Origin of the sequence: Allobosea sp. 47.2.35 (assembly GCF_024655635.1) — a bacterium.
Taxonomy (GTDB): Bacteria; Pseudomonadota; Alphaproteobacteria; order Rhizobiales; family Beijerinckiaceae; genus Allobosea.
The window spans coordinates 180,784-201,544 of sequence record NZ_JANLGI010000001.1 but is presented as its reverse complement, the minus strand read 5'-3'; the positions used below and the strand labels follow the sequence as shown (position 1 = coordinate 201,544).

The following is a 20,761-nucleotide window of genomic DNA, read 5'->3' as shown; positions in this document are numbered from 1 at the left end:
TGTCGATGGTCATGGCATGCCCGGAAGGCGCGCCTGCAGGATTTGCCCGGTCTCGGATTCGGTCAGAAGCAGCGTCACTCCGTCGGTCAGCAGCACCGCATTCGTCACGGTCCGCCCGGCGCAGGAGATGACGCGATAGAGCGGCACGCCGAGCGGCGAGAGGACCCAGGCACAGCCGTGACCGGGATCGCAGACGATCAGGCGACCATGGCCGTCGACGACGAGGCCGTCCGGACCCGATAGGCCGCCCGGCAATTGGGCGAAGACCTGCGTCTTGCCAGCCTGGGCGCTCGGGGCGAGCGGCACCCGCCAGATTTGGGCGGCGCGGGTCAGCGCCAGGAAGACATGACTGCCTTCACGCGAAACAGCGACACCGTTCGGGCTCGGCGCGTTGGCGATGATCCGGTCGAGACGGCCGTCCGGCCACAGGCGATAGAGGCGGCCGCTGGGGTCGTGCATGCCGGTCTGGCCCTGGTCGGTGAAAAGGATCGACCCGTCCGGCAGGAGCTGAAGGTCGTTCAGCCCCTTGAAGCCTTCGCTGTTGACGGCACCGAGGATGGTCTCGATGGCCCCGCTTCCGGGATCGATGGAGAGCAGGCCGCGACGGTAATCGGCCACGATCAGCCGGCCGTCCGACGCGACCTTCATACCGTTCGGCCAGCCGTCATAGGCGATGACGAGATGCCACTGTCCGGCCGGATCGATCGCGAAGATCCGGCCGAACGGAATGTCGACGACATAAAGCGTGCCGTCGAGTCCGAGGCAGGGGCCTTCCAGGAACGAGTCGACCGCCTGCCCACCCTTGTTGGCATCGCCCCAGGCGTTCGGCTGCCGAACTCGAAAAACCTCGGGAAGGCGAGCATGGACCGTGGTTTCGATCGGCTGCGGCGGTGCGAACCAGGTCATCGCTCGGGTCTCCAGCGCGGGATTTGCCGTATGATGCGGCTAGGTCTGCGAGGCCCGGACGACCTCGCCCCAGGTCTTGATCTCGCTCGCGATAAAGCGCGCGAAATCATCCGGCGAGCCCGGCTGCGGGAAGCCGCCCTGGTCGGCGATGCGCTTGGACAGAGCAGGATCGCGCGTCGCCCGCACGGCCATCTCGTTGAGGCGTGCGACGACCGGCTCCGGCGTGCCGGCCGGCGCAAGCAGGCCGAACCATTGCGAGGAGACGAAGTCCTTCACGCCGGCTTCGACCAGCGTCGGCACCTGCGCGGCGATGGGCAGACGTTCGGCGCCCGTTGTCGCGATCAGCCTGAGCTGCCCGCCCTCGATGAACGAGAGCGCGGTCGGCGCCGCGGTGAACAGCATCTGGATCTGCCCGGCGACGACGTCCTGGAGGGCGGCCGCCGCGCCACGGTACGGCACGTGCTGCAGGCTTGTGCCGGTCTTCAGTCTGAACTGTTCGCCCTGCAGATGCGGGACGGTGCCGACGCCGCCCGAGCCGAAGTTGATCTTGCCGGGGTTCGCCTTCGCATAAGCGATCAGTTCGGCCACCGTCTTCGCCGGCACGCTGGGGTGCACGACGAGAACCGAAGGGAAGGTTGCGACAAGGCTGATCGGCCTGAACATCTTCAGCGGGTCGATGCCGGCGGCGGGCGTCAACGTAGGCGTGACCGCCATCGTGGAATCGCCGAGCAGGACGGTGTAGCCGTCGGGCTTGGAACCGGCGACGTCCTTCATGCCGATCGCCCCGGCCGCACCCGCCTTGTTCTCGACGAAGAAGCGCGGTCCGTTCGCTGGTGCGCTCATCGCCTCCGCGATCAGCCGGCCGACGAAATCGGTGGTGCCGCCTGCGGCATAAGGCACGACCATCCTGACGTTGCGCGACGGATAGGTTTCGGCCCGTGCGGCTTCCCGAAACGGGACGAGAGAGACAGCGGCGGCGCCCAAGGACGCCCGCAGGACAGAACGGCGAGTCAAATGCGTCATGGCTTCCTCCCAGAAGCGGCTTTTTGGTTATGGAATTGGACAGGGCCCCCGGCTTAAGCCTCCGGCAGCCGGCGCTCCGGCGCCCCCTGGTAGGCCCAGAGCCATTCGCGCGGCAGCGGCCCCTTGTTGCGGTCGGGCTTCTGGGACTGCTCCCAGGCATGGGCGAGGATCCCGACCGAGCGGGACAGGACAAAGAGGCCGCGCGTCAGCGGCGGCGGAAAGCCCAGCTCGCCATAGATCACCGCAGTGGCGCCATCGATGTTGAGCGGGATGCGCTTGCCCTTGGCGTGCGCGACGGCGGCCTCGACCGCCTCGGCGATAGCGGCGAAGCGTCCGGACACCGTGCCCGCGGCGGCCGCTTCACGCGCCAGTGCCAGCAGCCGCGGCGCCCGCGGATCGATCGGATGGAAGCGGTGGCCGAAGCCGGGCAGATAGCCGCCTTCGGCGAGGAACCGTGCGGCATGGTCCGCGGCAGCGGCTTCCAGCGGCACGCCCGCTTCCATCGCGGCGGCGATCGCTCCGAAGAATTCCAGCGCCTGTTCGCCGGCGCCGCCATGCACGTCGCCGAGCACGTTGATGGCAGAAGCCATGGCGCTGTTGATGCCGACGCCGCAGGTCGCGGCGATCCGCGCGATCGCGATCGATGGCGCCTGCGGGCCGTGATCGACCGCCGCCCCCAGCGCCGTGCCGAGGAGCGCGGCCTGAGCTTCACTCGGCAATTCGCCGCGCAGCATCAGCCAGATCATCGCCGGGAAGCTGACCCGGCCAATCAGGTCCTCGATCGGATAGCCGCGCAGGCGGATCAGCCCGGGCCGCATCTCGATGATCTCGGTCGCCCACCATTCCTCGCCGCGCTCGCGGCCTTCCTTGCGGGTTGCGTCGCTCATGCCTGCCTCCTGGTCTCGCGCTGCCGGCGGGCCTCCGCCAGAATCTCGTCGCTGTGTTCACCGAGTTTCGGGGGCGGCTGCGCGGGGCTCGGCGCATCGCCATCCACCAGGAAACCGCCACGGATCACCGTCAGCGGACCGTCCCCCGCACCTGCCTCGAAGCGGGTGGTCATGCCCCGGGAAGTGACCTGCGGCTCCTGCAGGACCTGGGGGATGGTCAGCACGCGCCCGGCCGGCACCCCCGACCGGTTGAGGCGGTCCTCCCATGTCGCGGCGGGGGCGGTGGCAAGCGCGGCCTCGATCAGGCTCTTGAGTTCGGCGCGATGGCGCTTGCGGGCCTCGCGCTCGCCGAAGCGCGGATCGCTCGCGAGTTCGGGCCGCCCGATGACGCCGCACAGGGTGACGAACTGTTCCTGCTTGTTGGCGGCGATGTTGAGCAAGCCGTCGCCGGTCTCGAAGGCGCCGGAGGGCGCCGCCGTCATGTTCTCGTTGCCCATCGCCCGCGGCTCGACGCCGGCCGTCAGATAGTTCGAGACCGGCCAGCCCAACGCGCTGAGCGTGCATTCGAGCATGGAGACGTCGAGGAAGGCACCCTCCCCCGTGCTCGCCCGGCGCAGCAGCGCGGAAACCACGGCGAAGGCGCCGAATAGGCCGCCGAGCGTGTCGCAAACGGGGTAGCCGACCCGCAAGGGTGCGGTCTCCGGCGTGCCGGTGATGCTCATCACCCCGGACAGACCCTGGATGATCTGGTCATAGGCGGGGTTGTCCCGCATTGGCCCGGTCTGGCCGAAGCCGGAGATCGCACAATAGACGAGGTCCGGGCGGAGCTTGCGCAGGCTCTCGTAACCGAGGCCGAGGCGCTCCATCACGCCCGGCCGGAAGTTCTCGACGAGAGCATCGGCCGTAGCGACGAGGTCGCGGAACTGCGCCCGACCTTCCTCGCTCTTGAGATCAAGGACGACGGAGCGCTTGCCGGCGTTCTGCGCGAGGAAGGACGCGCCCATCGCCGCCTTGTTGAGTGCAGGCGAAGCGCCGAGCTGGCGGGCGAGGTCGCCCCCGTTAGGCGCCTCGACCTTGATCACATCCGCGCCGAGCAGGGCGAGCTGGTAGCCGCAATAGGGGCCCGCCAGCACATTGGTGAGGTCGAGGACGCGAAGGCCATGCAGGAGCTTTGTCATCGGAAATCTCGCTTGCTCAGGCGCCGCCGGGGACATGATCCGGACGCGGGCCGCGCCAGGCGAGGATCAGGCGATAGAGGCGCGGGCCGAACAGCGCCGCAAAGGCAAGCGCCAGCAGCGCGGCTGACAGCGGATGGGTGAACAGCACCGTCCAGTCGCCGTTGGAGATCGTCATCGCCCGGCGGAACTCGGTCTCCGCCATCGGCCCCAGGATCATCCCGATCACGACCGGCGCGGTCGGGAAATCGAAGCGGCGCATCAGGAAGCCGATGCCGCCGAGGATGTAGAGCAGGACGAGATCGATCGGCGATTGCGAGATGCCGTAGGTGCCGACCGTCGCGAAGACCAGAATGCCGGCATAGAGCTGCGGCGCCGGAATCTTCAGGATGCGGACCCAGAGCCCGACCAGCGGCAGGTTGAGGACGACGAGCAGGACATTGGCGACATAGAGGCTGGCGATCAGGCCCCAGACCAGCGCGGGCTGGGTGTCCAGCAGCAGCGGTCCCGGCTGGATGCCGTAGCTCTGGAAAGCCGAGAGCATGATCGCGGCGGTCGCCGAGGTCGGCAGGCCGAGCGTCAGCATCGGCACCAGCACGCCGGCTGCCGAGGCATTGTTGGCGGCCTCAGGCCCGGCGACGCCTTCGATCGCGCCGGCCGTGCCGAATTCCTCCGGCTTCCTCGACAGGCGCTTTTCCAGGACATAGGACAGGAAGGTCGGGATCTCCGCCCCGCCGGCCGGCATGGCGCCGATCGGAAAGCCGATCGCCGTGCCGCGCAGCCAGGGCCTCCAGGAGCGCGACCATTCCTCGCGCGTCATGTAGAGCGAGCCGCGCAAGGGCACGATCTCGTCCCGGCCGGCATGGCGGCGGGCGGCGACATAGAGCGTCTCCCCGACCGCGAACAGGCCGACCGCGACGACGATGACATTGGTGCCGTCGAGCAGCTCGGTCAGGCCGAAGGTCAGGCGCGGCTGGCCGGTCTGCAGATCGATGCCGATCATGCCGAGATAGAAGCCGAGGAACAGGCTGGCGAGGCCACGAACGGCGGACGAGCCGAGCACGGCAGAGACCGTGACGAAGGCGAGCACCATCAGCGAGAAGTATTCGGCCGGCCCGAAGAGGAGCGCGAGGCCGACGACGACAGGCGCCAGGAAGGTGACGCCCATCGTCCCGATCGTGCCGGCGACGAAGGAGCCGATCGCCGAGGTCGCAAGCGCGGCACCTGCCCGGCCGGAGCGCGCCATCCTGTTGCCCTCGAGCGCGGTGACGATCGTCGCGCTTTCGCCGGGCGTGTTCAGCAGGATCGAGGTGGTCGAACCGCCATACATCGCGCCGTAATAGATGCCGGCGAAGAGGATGAAGGCTGCCTCCGGAGCGACCTGGAAGGTGATCGGCAGGAGCAGCGCGATGGTCAGCGCGGGCCCCAGCCCCGGCAGCACGCCGATGGCGGTGCCGAGCGTTGTACCCACGAGACACCAGAGCAGATTCGCCGGCGAGAAGGCGACGGCGAAACCGTTCGCAAGCTGGGCGAGCGTGTCCATGCCTCAGCCTCCCAGCAGGTTTTCGATGAGGCCGGCGCCGATATTGACGCCGAGCGCCCTCGCGAAACCGAAATAGGCGGCGAGCGCGAGACCAAGCCCGATCGCGACATCCCGGAGCGGCCGTCGGCTGCCGAAGCCATGCGACACCAGCACGAACATCGCGGTCGATGCGGCCGAGAAGCCTAGCGGGCCGATCAGTGCGACATTGGCGACGAGCCCTGCGGCGACGAAGGCCACGGCGCGCCAGTCCAGCACGACCTCCTTCTCCTCTTCGGGCTGCCAGCCGCCGCGGGCCGCCTGCACGAGGAGGAGAACGGCGAACAGGGCAAGGCCTGCCGTCGTGATATAGGGGAAGACCCGTGGGCCGACCTGGGCATACATCGGCGAGACCGGGATCGAGAGCGTCTGCCAGAGGGTGAGCCCGGCGAAGAGCAGAAGCCCGAACCCGATCAGGGCTTCTGCCGGCGCTAGGCGCGCGCGCCGCCGCTGCCGCGGATGAACGTCGGTCATCACGGTTCTCCTGGGAGAGGATGTCGGGAACGCTTCGCGGTGGCGCTCAAGCCGCCAGGCCGAGATCCCTGAGGATCGCCTCAATGCGCGCGGTCTCGTCTTGCAGGAAGCGGGCATAGGCATCGCCGGTCAGCAGGATCGGCGTCCAGTCGCGCTTCTTCACCTCGTCGAACCAGGCGGCGCTGCCGGCCATCTTCTCCATCAGGGTGATCATCGCGGCGCGCTGGTCGTTGCTGATGCCCGGCGGGGCGAAGACGCCGCGCCAGTTGAACAGCTCGACATCGATGCCCTGCTCCTTCAGCGTCGGCGCATCGATGCCGGGCTGGCGCGCGTCGGCCGAGATCGCGAGCAGGCGCAGCTTGCCGGCCTTGATCTGCTCCGAGAATTCGCCATAGCCGGAAATGCCGGCCGCGACCTGGTTGCCCAGCAGCGCCGCCACGGCCTGGCCGCCGCCGGCATAGGGGACATAGGAGAGCTTGGCCGGAGCGACGCCGACCGATTTCGCCATCAATCCGAGCAGGATATGGTCGGAGCCACCGGCCGAACCGCCGCAGACCGGAACCTTCGCCGGATCGGCCTTAAGTGCGGCGATGAAATCCTTCGCAGTCCTGAAGGGGGAGGCCGCTGGCACGACGAGCGCGAGGAACTCGCCGGTCAGCCGAGCGATCGGCGTCGTCTGCGCCAGCTTGACAGGCGCCTTGTTGGCGATGATCGCACCGACCATCACCATGCCGGAAATCATCAGCGCGTTGGAGCGGCCCTTCCACTGGTTGATGAACTGCGGCAGGCCGACCGTGCCGCCGGCGCCACCGACATTGGTGATCTGGGCGCCGCTGATCAGCTTCTCCGCGCGCAGCACCTGCTCCATCGTGCGGGCGGTCTGATCCCAGCCGCCGCCAGGCGCGGCGGGCACGAACATCTGGAGCTGGGCTAGCGTCTGCGCGCAGGCGGCGCCGATCGGCCCTTGCGCCTGGATGGCAGCCCCAGCGGCGAGCGAGCCCAGCAGAATATGGCGGCGAGACAGCATCGATTTCCTCCGGGATTTCGCGCCGGATGTACCGGCATCCTCCAGGACAGAGCCGCGTCGGCCTGAAGGCGCTTCTTCATCTGAGCCTGTCCGGAGACGCTTTTGTCATTCCATTATCGTTCTGTCAATCAGAATTATATTCTGCTAGACAGAACGATCTGGACGAAGCTGACCTGATCCGATATCGCTCGGCCATGGCTAGGAAGACCGACGAGACGAGCAAGATCGGACGGGCGGACGGGACATCGCTGCCGGCATCTTCGGATGGCGTCGCGGCGCTGGATCGCGCCATCGCGATCCTCAACGCCTTCACGCCACAAGACCGGAGCTTGTCGCTAGCCGAGATCGCGGCCAGGACCGGTCTCTACAAGAGCACGATCCTGCGCCTGGTGGGTTCGCTGATCCGGGGCCATCTGCTCGAGCGCCTGCCTGACGGCCTCTACCGGATCGGCTCGGGAGCGTTCCGGCTTGGTGCGATCTACCAGCGCTCGGTCGCTGCTGCCGACATTCTTCTGCCGGTCATGCGCGACCTCGCCGAGGAGAGCGGCGAGAGCGTCGCGTTCTACGCTCCGGCAGGAGATTTGCGTACCTGCCTTTACCGCATCGAGTCCAAGCACCCGATCCGCTACCATGTCCGCGAGGGCGACGTGCTGCCCCTGCATCTGGGCTCGGGCGGGCGGGTGCTGGCGGCCTTTTCGGGTGAGCCTGGCGAGCCTTACGAGTCGATCCGGCGGAGCTATCACTATGTCTCGCTCGGCGATCGCGATCCCGATACGGCCGGCTTGTCGGCTCCTGTGTTCGGCCCCAGCGCTACGCTGGTCGGCGCAATAACGCTCGCCGGACCGCGGACGCGCGTCGACGGAGCCTTCATCGGACAGATGAAACGGCCGCTTCTCGTCGCAGCGGCACGGGCGACGCGTGCCTTCGGCGGAGAGCCATCCGGTCTGGAGCGGATCGCCAGCCAGCTCTGAAGAGCGCCGCTCATGCGAATCACTCCCTCAGGCGGCACCGCAGCACAACGGAGCTCTCACGCGGGACAAAGCGTTGATAGCGCACCACAATTCCTGCGTGCTTGCCGGAAATCGCTCCTCGGTTATGCTGAAAAAAAACGCATAATCCTGGGAGGGACGATGATAATCTGGTCGATGATTGTCTGGCTGGCCTGTGCGGCGATCTTTCTCGAACTGGTTGAACGGGCCCCATCCATCGACAATTGAAGTGCGCGCTGAACAAACCAGCGGCGTTATCAACCGGCTCATATGAGTCGCTCGCCCGCAAGTCCGCTGCCTGTGGCTTAGGCGGCCCGACATGGCCGGCCGCCCTTGCCGGTGGCCCGAAGATCGGCCGGATCACCGCACCATGGCGGCGTTTCTCAGGCTGCCCCCGCCGCAGCGAAGGCTTTTCCGACGATCTGCCGCGCATCCTCCTGGATCGCAGCGAGATGAGCTTCGTCCCGGAAGCTCTCCGCGTAAATCTTGTAGACCTCCTCGGTGCCCGACGGGCGCGCCGCGAACCAGCCATCCGCCGCCGTCACCTTGACGCCGCCGATCGGCGCGCCGTTGCCCGGGGCGTGGCTCAGGATCGCGGTGATCGGCTGGCCCGCGAGCTCCTTCGTCGCGATCTGCTCAGCCGACAGGTTCTTGAGCACCGCCTTCTGGCTGGCGCTCGCCGGCGCATCGACGCGCGCATAGCGTGGCTCGCCCAGCTCCGCCGTCAGTTGGCCGTAGAGCACGCCGGGGTCGCTGCCGGTCTTCGCGGTGATCTCGGCGGCGAGCAGGCCGAGGATGATGCCGTCCTTGTCGGTGGTCCAGGCCGAGCCATCCATGCGCAGGAAGGAGGCGCCGGCGCTCTCCTCGCCCGCGAAGCCGAAGCTGCCCGAGATCAGCCCCTCGACGAACCATTTGAAGCCGACCGGCACCTCGACGAGCTTGCGCCCGAGCTTGGCAGCGGCGCGGTCGATGATCGCGCTCGACACGGCCGTCTTGCCGATCGCGGCATCTGCGCGCCAGCCCGGCCGGTTGGCGAAGAGATAGGCGCTCGCCGCCGCGAGATAGTGGTTCGGGTTCATCAGCCCGCTGCTGCGCGTCACGATGCCGTGCCGGTCGGCATCAGTATCGTTGGCGAAGGCGACGTCGAAGCGGTCCCGCATGCCGATCAGGCTCGCCATCGCATAGGGCGAGGAGCAATCCATGCGGATCTTGCCGTCCCAGTCGGCGGTCATGAAGCCGAAGGCCGGATCGACCTCCTTGCTGACGATCGTCGCGTTCAGACCGTAGCGGTCGATGATCGGCTGGTAGTAGTCGAGCCCGGCGCCGCCGAGCGGATCGATGCCGATCACGACGCCCGCCTGCCGGATCGCCTCCATGTCCACGACGCTGGCGAGGTCGGAGACATAGCCGGTGATGTAGTCGTGCCGGTGGACGTTCTCGCTCTTCAGCGCGGTCTCGTAGGGGATGCGCAGAACCCCCGCGAGCTTATCAGTGAGGAAGGCGTTGGCCCGCTTCTCGATCCAGCCGGTCGCGTCGGTATCGGCGGGCCCGCCATGCGGGGGATTGTATTTCAGGCCGCCATCGGCCGGCGGGTTATGCGAGGGCGAGATCACGACGCCGTCGGCGAGCCCTGCGGTCCGGCCGCGGTTATGCGTGATGATCGCATGCGAGATCACCGGGGTCGGCGTGAAGCCGAGCTTCTCGTCGATGATCGTGGCGACGCCATTGGCCGCGAAGACCTCCAGCACCGTCTCGAAGGCGTTGCGCGAGAGCGCATGCGTGTCGATGCCGAGGAAGAGCGGGCCGTCGATGCCCTGCTCGCGGCGATAGAGGCAGAGCGCCTGCGCGATCGCGAGGATATGCGCCTCGTTGAACGAGCGCAGCAGAGCCGAGCCGCGATGGCCGGAGGTGCCGAAGGCGACCTGCTGCGAACGCTGCGAAGGATCGGGCTGCTCGTAATAGGCTTTGGTGAGGGCCGCCACGTCGACGAGTTGGCCGGGTTCAAGCCGCTTGCCGGCCAGGGTACTCACGGAATCGCTCATGTAGGCTCTCGTTCTAGGCACGTCAGGACGCGACATCCCTTTATAGACGCCGGCATGAACAGAGTTGCAACGGAATGCGACAGTCTCGCGGCACAGGCGAGGATTACGCGCCGGCAGCGCGTTCCTTGGCAGCTCTGTCCTGCATCAGCTGCCGCTCCCTCGCGTTCTGCGTCATGGCCACCGCGATGTCGAATGCGTCTGCCGCCTCCCGGTGGCGGCCGAGCTTGGCGAGCAGATCGCCGCGCACGCCCGGCAACAGGTGATAGCGTTTGAGCGCCGGCTCGCCGGCCAGAGCCTCGACCAGCGCGAGCCCCGCTTCCGGCCCATCCGCCATGCTCACCGCCACAGCGCGGTTGAGCTCCACGACCGGCGACGGCGTCACCTGCCCCAGCACCGTGTAGAGCGCCACGATCCGCTTCCAGTCGGTCTCTTCGGCGGTCCGGGCGCGGGCATGGCAGGCAGCCAGCGCCGCCTGCAGCAGATAGGGGCCGGGCGCCGGTCCGGCGAGCCGCTGTGCCTGTTCCAATGCCGCAAGCCCGCGCCCGATCAGCAGCCGGTCCCAGCGAGCGCGGTTCTGGTCGAGCAGCAGGATCGGCTCGCCATCGGCACCGACGCGGGCCCGCAGCCGCGAGGCCTGCAATTCCATCAGCGCCACGAGGCCATGGACCTCGGGCTCGCCAGGCGCCCGCGCTGCCAGGATGCGCCCGAGCCGCATGGCCTCTTCGCATAAACCCGGCCTGACCCAGTCCTCGCCGGCTGTGGCCGAATAGCCTTCGTTGAAGATGAGGTAGACGACCTCCAGCACCGAGGCGAGCCGCGCGCCAAGTTCGGCGCCGGCCGGCACCTCATAAGGCACCTTCGCCTCGCTCAGCGTCTTCTTGGCGCGCACGATGCGCTGCGCCATCGTCGGCTCGGGCACCAGGAAGGCGCGCGCGATCTCGTCGGTGGTCAAGCCGCCGAGCAGCCGCAGCGTCAGTGCGATCCGCGCCTCCGTGGGCAGCACAGGATGGCAGGCCGTGAAGATCAGGCGCAGGAGATCGTCGCCGACCTCGTCATCGAGCGCCGCGTCGATATCCGGCATCGCCGGCCCTTCATTGTCGATGTCGCGGCCGATCTCGTCCTGCTTGCGCCGGGCCATGATCTCGTGGCGGGCGGTGTCGAGCGCGCGGTGCTTGGCGACCTGCATCAGCCAGGCCGCCGGATTGCGCGGAACGCCCTCTTCGGGCCATTGCTTCAGCGCCGCGACCAGCGCGTCCTGCGCCAGCTCCTCGGCCCGGCCGACATCGCGGGTCAGGCGCGCCAGCCCCGCGATCAACTTCGGCGCTTCCATGCGCCAGACCGTCTCGATGGTGCGGTGTGCATCGCTGCCCGACATGGGAAGCGATACACACCATCAGCCCATCGGCTGGCAAGGGGCGCAGGCGAGGCGTCGAGCGATCAGGCCTGCCCTTCGGACTCGGCCTTGAGCCGGTCCCACTGCGCCGCGGTCTCCGGCGTGACGATCTCGCCGAAATCGGCCAGCTCGAACAGCGGCCGGATCTCGATCTCGGAAGGGCCGGGCATCGGGTTGGGGCAGCGCTTGACCCAGGCGATCGCCTCGTCGAGCGAGGCGCATTCCCACAGCCAGTAGCCGGCGACCAGCTCCTTGGTCTCTGCGAAGGGCCCATCGACGACAGCGCGCTTGGCGCCGTCGAACTGGACGCGCGCGCCCTTCGCGCTGGGCTGCAGGCCGTCGCCGCCCTTCATGATGCCGGCTTTCACCAGCTCTTCATTGTAGGCCATCATCGCCTCGAGCAGCTCCTGGGTCGGCGGCGCGCCGGCTTCGCTGTCCTTGGTCGCCTTGACCATCACCATGAAACGCATCGGTTTTCTCCTTTGAAAGGCGGAGGCTCAGCTCGCGCCTGGATTTAGGTTTCGGGAATTCTGTCGTTCAACCGGCGAGCTTCGCCGCGGCGGCCTGGATGCGCTCTTCCTGCTCCCGCAGTTCGGGCGTCAGCGCCTCGCCGAAATCCTCCATCTCGAAGATGCGGCGCAGTTCGATCTCGGTGCCGCCGTCGAAGGGCGCGCGCTTGAGCCACTCGACCGCCTCCTCGAAGGACTTCACCTGCCAGATCCAGAAGCCGCAGAGCAGCTCCTTGGTCTCGGCGAAGGGGCCATCCGTGATCGTCCGCTCGCTGCCGGAAAAGCGCATGCGGATACCCTTCGCGCTCGGATGCAGGCCGTCGCCCGCCAGCATGATGCCGGCCTTCACCAGCTCCTCGTTATAGGCGCCCATCTTGGTCAGGATGTCCTCGCTCGGCATCACGCCGGCTTCGGTATCCTTGTCGGCCTTGACCAAAACCATCACACGCATCGGTATTCTCCTTGGGTTTGGGAGAACCGGGCGGCTCCGGCGACAGCCGCCGAAACCCGTTCTCTGACTGCACGTCGAACGGGCGCGACCGGAATCGACAACGCCGGGAATCTTTTTTCGATTTTTTTTTGCGAAGCCACGCGCGCGCTCATCCAGAGCCGAACGCGGGCGGCTTCGATCCGCTTCAGACGCTGCGCGGCAGCGCCTCCAGGAAGCGCGCCGGCTCGCCCTGCGACGGGGTCGTCAGCTCGCCCTCCCACATGACCTTGAGGCCGCGCACGAAGGTGCCGACCGGCCAGCCGGTGACGGTGACGCCGTCATAGGGCGTCCAGCCGCATTTCGAGGCGCTCCATTCCTTGGTGATCGTCTCGCGGCGCTTGAGATCGACGATGGTGAAGTCGGCATCGTAGCCGGCCGCGATCCGGCCCTTGCCCTCCAGCCCGAATATGCGCTGCGGCCCGGCGCTGCTGAGATCGACGAAGCGCTCCAGCGTCAGCCTGCCGGCATTCACATGGTCGAGCATGATCGGCACCAGCGTCTGCACGCCAGGCATGCCGGAATGGCTCGCCGGATAGGCGTGGTGCTTCTCTTCATGGGTATGCGGCGCATGATCGGAGCCGAGCACGTCGACGATGCCCTGCTCGACCCCCCACCAGATGCGCTGGCGATGGCTGTCGTCGCGGATCGGCGGGTTCATCTGGGCATAGGTGCCGAGCCGCTCGTAGCAATCCGGCGCGACCAAGGTCAGGTGGTTCGGCAGCACCTCGACGGTCGCGACGTCCTTGTGATCCCTAAGGAAGACCATCTCCTCGCCGGTCGAGATATGCAGGATATGAACCCGCGCGCCGGTCTCGCGCGCGATCCGCACGAGCCGCTTCGTGCAGGTCAGCGCCACCTCTGGCGAGCGCCAGACCGGGTGGCTCGACGGATCGCCCTCGACCCGCAGGGGCATGCGCTCGCGCAGCATCATCTCGTCTTCGGAATGGAAGGCGGCGCGGCGGCGCGTGCGCTTCAGGATCTCGGCGACGCCCCGGTCATCCTCGACCAGCAGGTCGCCGGTCGAGGAGCCCATGAAGACCTTGATGCCGGCGGCGCCGGGAAGGCGCTCCAGCTCCGGCACGTCGTTGGCGTTCTCGTGCGTGCCGCCGACCCAGAAGGCGAAGTCGCAATGCATGCGATGGCGCCCGCGCCTGATCTTGTCGGCCAAGGCCTCCGGCGTCGTCGTCTGCGGAATGGTGTTCGGCATCTCGAAGACGCAGGTCACGCCACCGAGCGCCGCCGAGCGCGAACCGCTCTCCAGGTCTTCCTTGTGGTCGAGCCCCGGCTCGCGGAAATGCACCTGTGAATCGATCACGCCGGGCAGGATGTGCAGGCCGGTGCAATCGACGACCTCGCCGGCCGAGGCCTGCGAGAGATCGCCGAGCGCCATGATCTTGCCGCCGGTGATGCCGACATCGCGCACGACGCGGCCATCCTGGTTCACCACCGTGCCGCCCTTGAGGATCACGTCGTATGTCTGGGGCATGGCTGTCTCCGGGCGGTTGAGTGAAAGACCGATGCAGCCTACCTATCGGCCAACGCGTCGTCCCGGAAGCCCAAACAGGTTTCGGGTGGCGCCAGCGTCTCCTTTTCGGCTGTCGAGACCTCGACCCGAAACCAGAACTGGAACGGCCTCATGTCCGCCACACGATTGATCGATCGCGGCGTCATCCGCGTCAGCGGCGACGACGCGCGCGACTTCCTGCAGAATCTCGTGACCAACGATCTCGATCCGGTCGCGCCCGGGCAGGCCGGCTACGGCGCACTGCTGACGCCGCAAGGCAAGATGATCTGCGATTTCTTCATCCTCGCGCTGGCGCCGGAGGATGGCGGCGGCTTCCTGCTCGACACGCCCCTGCTCCAGACCGCCGACCTGATGAAACGCCTGAAGCTCTACAAGCTCCGCGCCAGGGTGGCGCTGGAGGACCTGACCGAGACCAGCGCCGTGCTGGCCTCTGCCGATGGCGCTGCGCTGCCCGAGGATGCCGGCTTCGTCTATGACGACCCGCGCCTGGCGGCGCTCGGCCAGCGCGCCATCACCGATGCCGATGGCGTCGAAACCCTCGTAACGGCCGAGCCGGACGCCTATCACGCCCGCCGCATCGCGCTCGGCGTGCCCGCGGGCGGCCGCGACTTCGCCTATGGTGACGCCTTCCCGCATGAGGCGCTGCTCGACCAGCTCGGCGGCGTATCCTTCAAGAAGGGCTGCTATATCGGGCAGGAGGTCGTCTCCCGCATGCAGCATCGCGGCACCGCCCGCACCCGTGTCGTGCCGATCGTCTTCGACGAGGGCATCGCGACCGAGACCGGTGCCGAGGCCACGGCCGGCGGCAAGCCGCTCGGCACCATCGGCTCCTCGGCGAACGGCCGGGCGCTCGCCATGCTCCGGCTCGACCGGCTGGCCGATGCGCTCGCCTCGGGCACCGCCCCGCTCGGCGGCGGGCTCGTCTTCCATCTCGCGGAGAAGCCCGGCTTCATCCGCTTCCCCTTCCCGGGCGAGGCAGGCTTCGGAGCCGCCGCAGGAGCTGCCCTATGAGCGACACTGGCATCGTCAGCGAGGAGCGTATCGCGATCCAGGGCGCGGACGGCAAGTTCCGCTGCCGCTGGCCGGGCACCGAGCCGCTTTACCTCGCCTATCACGACACCGAATGGGGCGTGCCGGAATACGATTCCCGCGCGCTCTGGGAGAAGCTGATCCTCGACGGCTTCCAGGCCGGCCTGTCCTGGATCACCATCCTCAGGAAGCGCGACGCCTTCCGCGCCGGCTTCGCCGGGTTCGAGCCGGAGGCGGTCGCGCGCTTCACCGAGGCCGATGTCCAGCGCCTGCTGGCCGACCCCGGCATCATCCGCCATCGCGGCAAGATCGAAGGTACGATCAGGAGCGCGCAGGCCTATCTCAGGATCAGCGAGCGCGAGCCCTTCGCGGATTTCCTCTGGAAGCATCTCGACGGCCGCGTGCTCCAGAACAGCTACCGGGCGCAGGGCGAGGTCCCGACCCAGACAAAGCTCTCCGAGACGATCTCGAAGGAGCTGAAGAAGGCCGGCTTCACCTTCTGCGGCCCGACCATCGTCTATGCCTTCATGGAGGCCTGCGGGCTGGTCAACGACCATCTGACCGGCTGCTTCCGCTGGAGCGAATGCGCCGCGCTTGCCCGCGACTCGCGCCCCGCTGCCTGATGGCCCGCAAGCCCGCTCCGCCCCGCGCCTGGCAGCGCATGCTCTCGGGCCGAAGGCTCGACCTGCTCGATCCCTCGCCGCTCGACATCGAGATCGAGGACATCGCCCACGGCCTTGCCCGCGTCGCCCGCTGGAACGGGCAGACGCGGGGCGCCCATTCCTTCTCCGTCGCGCAACACTCGCTGCTGGTCGAGGCGATCGCCGCCCATCTCAATCCGGACTGGAGCGAGGGCTGGCGCCTGATGGCGCTGCTGCATGACGCGCCGGAATACGTGATCGGCGACATGATCTCGCCGTTCAAGGTGGTGATGGGCGACGCCTACAAGAGCGTGGAACTGCGCCTGCTTGCGGCAATCCACCTGCGCTTCGGCCTGCCGGCTGCGACGCCGGCCATCCTGAAGCGGAAGATCAAGGAGGCCGATACGATCGCCGCCTTCTTCGAGGCGACGCGCCTCGCCGGCTTCGATCGCGAGGAGGCCCTCAAATTCTTCGGCCGGCCGCAAGCGCTGCCGGCCAAAGTTCTCGCTTGGCTCGATCCGCTCGATACCGAGGCGGCGCAGGCGCGCTTCCTGGCGCGCTTTGCCGCGCTCGGCGATGCCGGGCTTACAGGGTCAGGCGCACCGCGCTGATCTCGCTGGCGATCGCCTTGAAGACCGGGCTGAGCTGCGAGGCGTTCTTGACGTCGTAATACATCTCCGGCCGGGTCGCGCAGTTCTTCAGCAGGGTCGCGTCGCCGTCGATGACGCGGATCGTGTAGAGGTTGATTCCGGCATTCTTGACCCCGGTGCAGGCGAGGCTCGTCCGGGCGTCGATGGCGGCACCGTTGGTCGTGAAGCGGTTCTCGGTGTTTTCGCCGTCGGTCAGCAGGATCATGTACTTCTTCAGATTTGGCTCGGTTGCAGGCTTGGCCTCGATGAAGGGAGCGGGAGTCGACAGCGTGGCCCAGCCCCAGACCGCCCCGATCGTGACGTTGGTATTGCCGACCGGCGTCATGGTATCGACGCGGGTGTTCAGCGTGTTCCAATTAGACGTCAGCGGCAGGACTTCAGCCAGCGAGGTCTGGCCGCACCAGGTCGCGGGATATTGCTGCGCGCTGGCCGCATAGGAGCCCGCATCCGTGACGTCGTAGTTCTGGTCGCGGTCGGCGATGCAGCCATGGCTCTGCGCCCAGACGGCCTTGGTCAGCGCCTCGTTGCAGGTCCTCACGCCCTTGTTGTTGGTCTTGCAGCCTGAGAGCGTGGAATCCGGTTCGGCCACACCACCCGGCGTCTTGCAGTTGTTCCCGTTCTTGTCGCAGGTCATCGTCACCGACCGGGTCATGCCATAGCGGATCCACTGCTCGTCCTTGAGCCCGCGGTCGATGCGGACCTGGGTATTGAACGGCACGATCGAGATCTTGATCTGCTCGGGGTCGAGCGACGCATCCTTCATGATCTGGATCAGATCCTTGGAAGCCTGCTTCAGCGCCGTCATCTTGCCCGAGGAGGCCATCGAGCCCGTATTGTCCAGCACGAGGGCGAGCTCGATCTTGTTGGTTCCCCAGGTCGACTGGCTGCTGGAAGCGACGGGCATCTCGGTGTTGCCGAGCACGCGGGCAACGGTCGTCGGCACATTGGCGTGGGCGGTGACCTTGATCGTCCGCGCGGTCCGGTCGATCGTCACGGTCGCGGTCGAGAACTGGTCCTTCACATCGGCCGGCAGGTTGTCGCGGATCCAGGCGTTGACGCGGGCGGTCACCTGCGCATCCGTCAACTTCTGGGCATCGCGCGCCGCCATCAGCGCCGCGGAGTCGATTGCCGCATTGAGCGCCTGCCGGGCGTTGCTGGCGCGGGAATAATCGACGGCAACGCCGACGACGCCCATCAGCGGGACAAGCGCGAGCCCGAACATCATCAGGAAGTTGCCGCGCTGATCCTGCCGGAAGCGCCGCATCATCTCAGGCAGGGAACCGAACGTCATCATGTGCCTCATCCAGGGCCGAATTGCCGCATTCGGCCCTGGAAGCGTTGGCGGCCGGAGCTTACGAATTGCTGAAACCGATTTGTGGAAGTCGGGCCTATCTGCACATTTTGAATGGAATCTCTCTGCCGTTACGTCATCTTGCGCTTGCTGCGCAGGATATACAATCATAGCGTGCAATCATGGTTTCTCGCCCGGAAACAAAATTCTTTCCGCAAATGAACAAGTGATCGTCATTTTCTCCTGATTTTATAAAACTCACTTTCGCGGAATGATGGCCTCAACCTGATCGGAGGACCATCCATGTCGGACACCCCTACTCTCGCCCCGCCAGCCGGCGTCGTCGTCAAGGGCGCCCTGCAGCCCGGCTTCGAGCAGATCCTCACCACGGAGGCGCTCGCCTTCGTCGCCGACCTGCACCGCCGCTTCAACGAGACCCGCAAGCGCCTGCTCGCGCTGCGCGCCGAGCGCCAGAAGCGCTTCGATGCCGGCGAAACCCCGGACTTCCTCGCCGAGACCAAGCATATCCGCGAAGGCGACTGGAGCGTCGCGCCGATCCCGGCCGACCTCCTCGACCGCCGCGTCGAGATCACCGGTCCGGTCGACCGCAAGATGATCGTCAACGCGCTGAACTCCGGCGCCAAGGTCTTCATGGCCGATTTCGAGGACGCCTCCTCGCCGGTCTGGGCCAACATGGTCGAGGGCCAGATCAATCTCCGCGACCGCTGGGCGAACAGGATCGACTTCACCGATCCGACGAACGGCAAGGACTACAAGCTCAAGGCCAAGCCCGCCGTCCTGATCATCCGCCCGCGCGGCTGGCACCTGCCGGAGCGCCATATCGAGATCGACGGCGAGGAAGCCTCGGGCTCGCTGGTCGATTTCGGCCTCTATGTCTTCCACAACGCCAAGGCGGCGCTGGCCGCCGGCTCCGGCCCGTATTTCTACCTGCCGAAGCTGGAGAGCCATCTCGAGGCCCGTCTCTGGAACGACGTCTTCGTCGCGGCGCAGTCGGCGCTCGGCCTGAAGAACGGCACGATCAAGGCCACCGTCCTGATCGAGACCCTGCCCGCCGCCTTCGAGATGGACGAGATCCTCTACGAACTGCGCGAGCACATCGCCGGCCTCAATTGCGGCCGCTGGGACTACATCTTCTCCTTCATCAAGAAGCTCGCCCGCAACAAGGCCTTCGTCCTGCCGGACCGTTCGCAGGTGGTGATGTCGAAGGCGTTCCTGCGCGCCTATTCGCTGCTGCTGATCAAGACCTGCCACAAGCGCGGCGCTTTCGCGATGGGCGGCATGGCGGCGCAGATCCCGGTCAAGAACAACCCGGAAGCGAACGCCGCCGCCTTCGCCAAGGTCAAGGCCGACAAGGAGCGCGAGGCCGGCGACGGCCATGACGGCACCTGGGTCGCCCATCCGGACCTCGTCCCGGTCGCGATGGAGGTCTTCGACCGGCTGATGCCGCAGGCCAACCAGCTCGACAAGAAGCGCGACGACGTCGAGATCGGCGCGAAGGACCTGCTGGAGGTCCATCAGGGCACCCGCACCGAGGAAGGCTTCCGCGAGAACATCCGCGTCGGCGTCCAGTATATCGAGGCCTGGCTGCGCGGCCGCGGCGCGGTGCCGATCTACAACATGATGGAGGATGCCGCGACGGCCGAGATCAGCCGCGCCCAGATCTGGCAGTTCTGCCAGTACGGCGTCGACCTCGAAGGCGGGATCAAGGCCGATGCGGCGCTGTTCAAGCGCTGCCTGCCGGAAGAAATGGAGCGTGTGAAGGGCGAGCTCGGGTCTGAGAACTATGCCAAGGGCCGCTTCCCTGAGGCGATCGCGCTGTTCGAAACGCTCTCGCTGGCGCCGAACTTCGAGGATTTCCTCACCGTCCCCGCCTACGCCAAGCTGAACTGAGCGAGCCTGGGGCAACGAACTCGAAAGGGCGTCGCGGCAACGCGGCGCCCTTTTTTGCGCGGTCAGTTCATATGCCACCAGACCCGCGCGCCGATGAGCACGGCAAGCAGGACGATCGAGCCGCACAGGTGCAGCAGATCGGCCTTCAAGCCGCCCGCCGATGTCCGCGGAACGGAGCGATAAACGGCTTCGCGGCGGCGGCGATAGGTCCCGATTGCGGTCATGAAAACCTCCATCCGGTTCGCGGCGGGCGCAGCCGCGCCCGCTGTAGGTTCAAAATCTGCGGGCTGCCGCGACGCCGTTGCCCGCAGGCTTCGTCACCATGCCGACCAGCGGATGTGGCAGGTCCTCGATGGCGTCGCAAAGCAGGGGCACGCATTCCGGGCGCGGCGGCGCGAGCGGCGCGCGGCAGGCGGCGCCGACCTCCGGATGCAGCATCGACAGGGCGAGCTTGATCAGAACCGGATCAGGCTCCCGCGCGAGCAGATCGAGCAGCGGGACGAGCCGCCGCTGCAGGATCTCCGCCTGCCCGTAGAATTCGGAGCGCGCCGCGCTGTCCAGCCGCGCCAGCCAATGCGGCGCGAGATTGCCGACGCTGGTAATCGCGCCGCAGCCGCCGGCGAGCAGATAGGCGGGGATCGTCTCGGCAGCGCCCGTCAATCGCATGAAACGGCGGTCGCGCGCGCGAGCAATCCGGTCGCAGCGGACGAGATCGCCCCGCCGTTCCAGGATGCCGACGATGTTCGGCGCCCCTTCCAGCATCTGCAGCGTCTCCAGCGCGATCTCGACGCCGCATCGATCCGGGTCATTGTCGAGGATGATCTCGAGCCCTGTCGCCTGCGCCGCCGCCAGGGCATGGGCCGCGAGCCCCGCCTGCGTCGAGCGGTTGTAATAGGGCATGCGCAGCAGCAGGGCCGAGGCGCCAGCCTTCTCGGCGGCCGCGATCTCGGAAACCGTCCCGGCGGTCGAATAGCTGCCGACGGCGGCGATCACAGGGTAATGCCGGCCGGCGATGCGGCGGGCGGCGGCGCAGAGCGCCTCCCGCTCCGCGCCGCTCAGCGTCGGGCTCTCGCCCGTGGCGGTGCCGACCACGATGCCGTCGGCGCCCTGCGCGATCTGCCAGATAATGAGGCGTTCCAGCGCGCCATAGTCGATCCCGTCCTCGTCGAAGGGCGTGACCAGCGCGGTGAACATGCCGTGAAGCCAGTGGTTCATGGCAT

General features: G+C 67.3%; 20 protein-coding genes. 5 read left to right on the top strand and 15 right to left on the bottom strand.

Annotation, left to right across the window (positions count from 1 at the left end; translation table 11 throughout):
* Positions 1 to 9: 9 nt before the first annotated feature.
* Genes NUV79_RS01015 through NUV79_RS00985 form a run of 7 tightly spaced genes read right to left on the bottom strand, consistent with a single transcriptional unit; the run spans position 10 to position 7,071 of the window.
* Positions 10 to 906, bottom strand: a complete 897-nt coding sequence (locus NUV79_RS01015) for an SMP-30/gluconolactonase/LRE family protein (RefSeq protein WP_257731222.1) — start codon at positions 904 to 906, stop codon at positions 10 to 12.
* Between the two features lie 39 nt (positions 907 to 945).
* Positions 946 to 1,929 (bottom strand): Bug family tripartite tricarboxylate transporter substrate binding protein, encoded by a 984-nt coding sequence (locus NUV79_RS01010; protein ID WP_257731221.1) that lies wholly within the window; start codon positions 1,927 to 1,929, stop codon positions 946 to 948.
* Positions 1,930 to 1,982: 53 nt separating this feature from the next.
* Positions 1,983 to 2,816 carry a citryl-CoA lyase gene (locus NUV79_RS01005; RefSeq protein WP_257731220.1) on the bottom strand — a complete coding sequence of 278 codons (834 nt, stop codon included), beginning with the start codon at positions 2,814 to 2,816 and terminating at the stop codon, positions 1,983 to 1,985.
* Entirely contained in the window at positions 2,813 to 3,994 is a 1,182-nt protein-coding gene (locus NUV79_RS01000) for a CaiB/BaiF CoA transferase family protein (protein WP_257731219.1), read from the bottom strand. Before NUV79_RS01000 ends, NUV79_RS01005 begins: the two co-directional genes overlap by 4 nt.
* 16 nt (positions 3,995 to 4,010) lie before the next feature.
* Positions 4,011 to 5,534 carry a tripartite tricarboxylate transporter permease gene (locus NUV79_RS00995; RefSeq protein ID WP_257731218.1) on the bottom strand — a complete coding sequence of 508 codons (1,524 nt, stop codon included), beginning with the start codon at positions 5,532 to 5,534 and terminating at the stop codon, positions 4,011 to 4,013.
* Positions 5,535 to 5,537: 3 nt separating this feature from the next.
* Entirely contained in the window at positions 5,538 to 6,044 is a 507-nt protein-coding gene (locus NUV79_RS00990; RefSeq protein ID WP_257731217.1) for a tripartite tricarboxylate transporter TctB family protein, read from the bottom strand.
* Between the two features lie 46 nt (positions 6,045 to 6,090).
* Positions 6,091 to 7,071, bottom strand: coding sequence for a Bug family tripartite tricarboxylate transporter substrate binding protein (locus NUV79_RS00985; RefSeq protein ID WP_257731216.1), 981 nt, complete (start codon positions 7,069 to 7,071; stop codon positions 6,091 to 6,093).
* A gap of 194 nt (positions 7,072 to 7,265) precedes the next feature.
* On the opposite strand from NUV79_RS00985, the gene NUV79_RS00980 reads away from it, so the two are divergent.
* A complete protein-coding gene (locus NUV79_RS00980; RefSeq protein ID WP_257731215.1) occupies positions 7,266 to 8,042 on the top strand; it encodes an IclR family transcriptional regulator in 777 nt (258 codons plus the stop codon).
* Between the two features lie 401 nt (positions 8,043 to 8,443).
* On the opposite strand, the gene pgm is transcribed toward NUV79_RS00980, so the two are convergent.
* From pgm to NUV79_RS00955, 5 genes are all read right to left on the bottom strand, one after another.
* Positions 8,444 to 10,102, bottom strand: coding sequence for a phosphoglucomutase (alpha-D-glucose-1,6-bisphosphate-dependent) (gene pgm / locus NUV79_RS00975; protein WP_257731214.1), 1,659 nt, complete (start codon positions 10,100 to 10,102; stop codon positions 8,444 to 8,446).
* A gap of 103 nt (positions 10,103 to 10,205) precedes the next feature.
* Entirely contained in the window at positions 10,206 to 11,477 is a 1,272-nt protein-coding gene (locus NUV79_RS00970; RefSeq protein ID WP_257731213.1) for an RNA polymerase sigma factor, read from the bottom strand.
* Between the two features lie 62 nt (positions 11,478 to 11,539).
* A complete protein-coding gene (locus NUV79_RS00965) occupies positions 11,540 to 11,965 on the bottom strand; it encodes a YciI family protein (RefSeq protein ID WP_257731212.1) in 426 nt (141 codons plus the stop codon).
* Positions 11,966 to 12,032: 67 nt separating this feature from the next.
* Positions 12,033 to 12,455, bottom strand: coding sequence for a YciI family protein (locus tag NUV79_RS00960; protein ID WP_257731211.1), 423 nt, complete (start codon positions 12,453 to 12,455; stop codon positions 12,033 to 12,035).
* A 184-nt stretch (positions 12,456 to 12,639) separates the two neighbouring features.
* Complete coding sequence (locus NUV79_RS00955) at positions 12,640 to 13,980, bottom strand: dihydroorotase (RefSeq protein WP_257731210.1); 1,341 nt, start codon at positions 13,978 to 13,980, stop codon at positions 12,640 to 12,642.
* 150 nt (positions 13,981 to 14,130) lie between these two features.
* Between NUV79_RS00955 and ygfZ the strand changes: the two genes are divergently transcribed.
* The 3 genes from ygfZ to NUV79_RS00940 are packed head-to-tail and all read left to right on the top strand — an operon-like array spanning position 14,131 to position 16,300.
* Positions 14,131 to 15,030, top strand: coding sequence for a CAF17-like 4Fe-4S cluster assembly/insertion protein YgfZ (gene ygfZ, locus NUV79_RS00950; RefSeq protein WP_257731209.1), 900 nt, complete (start codon positions 14,131 to 14,133; stop codon positions 15,028 to 15,030).
* Positions 15,027 to 15,671 carry a DNA-3-methyladenine glycosylase I gene (locus NUV79_RS00945; protein WP_257731208.1) on the top strand — a complete coding sequence of 215 codons (645 nt, stop codon included), beginning with the start codon at positions 15,027 to 15,029 and terminating at the stop codon, positions 15,669 to 15,671. Before ygfZ ends, NUV79_RS00945 begins: the two co-directional genes overlap by 4 nt.
* Entirely contained in the window at positions 15,671 to 16,300 is a 630-nt protein-coding gene (locus NUV79_RS00940) for an HD family hydrolase (protein WP_257731207.1), read from the top strand. The genes NUV79_RS00945 and NUV79_RS00940 overlap by 1 nt, the downstream gene beginning before the upstream one ends.
* Here NUV79_RS00940 and NUV79_RS00935 read toward each other — a convergent pair.
* On the bottom strand, positions 16,275 to 17,633 hold the full coding sequence (locus tag NUV79_RS00935) for a pilus assembly protein (protein WP_257731206.1): 1,359 nt from the start codon (positions 17,631 to 17,633) through the stop codon (positions 16,275 to 16,277). The two genes, NUV79_RS00940 and NUV79_RS00935, sit on opposite strands and share 26 nt — an antisense overlap.
* A 300-nt stretch (positions 17,634 to 17,933) precedes the next feature.
* Between NUV79_RS00935 and aceB the strand changes: the two genes are divergently transcribed.
* Complete coding sequence (gene aceB, locus NUV79_RS00930) at positions 17,934 to 19,541, top strand: malate synthase A (RefSeq protein ID WP_257731205.1); 1,608 nt, start codon at positions 17,934 to 17,936, stop codon at positions 19,539 to 19,541.
* Between the two features lie 62 nt (positions 19,542 to 19,603).
* Here the strand turns inward: aceB and NUV79_RS00925 are convergent, their stop codons facing one another.
* A complete protein-coding gene (locus NUV79_RS00925; RefSeq protein ID WP_257731204.1) occupies positions 19,604 to 19,765 on the bottom strand; it encodes a hypothetical protein in 162 nt (53 codons plus the stop codon).
* 49 nt (positions 19,766 to 19,814) lie between these two features.
* On the bottom strand, positions 19,815 to 20,756 hold the full coding sequence (locus NUV79_RS00920) for a dihydrodipicolinate synthase family protein (RefSeq protein ID WP_257731203.1): 942 nt from the start codon (positions 20,754 to 20,756) through the stop codon (positions 19,815 to 19,817).
* Between the last annotated feature and the right edge of the window lie 5 nt (positions 20,757 to 20,761).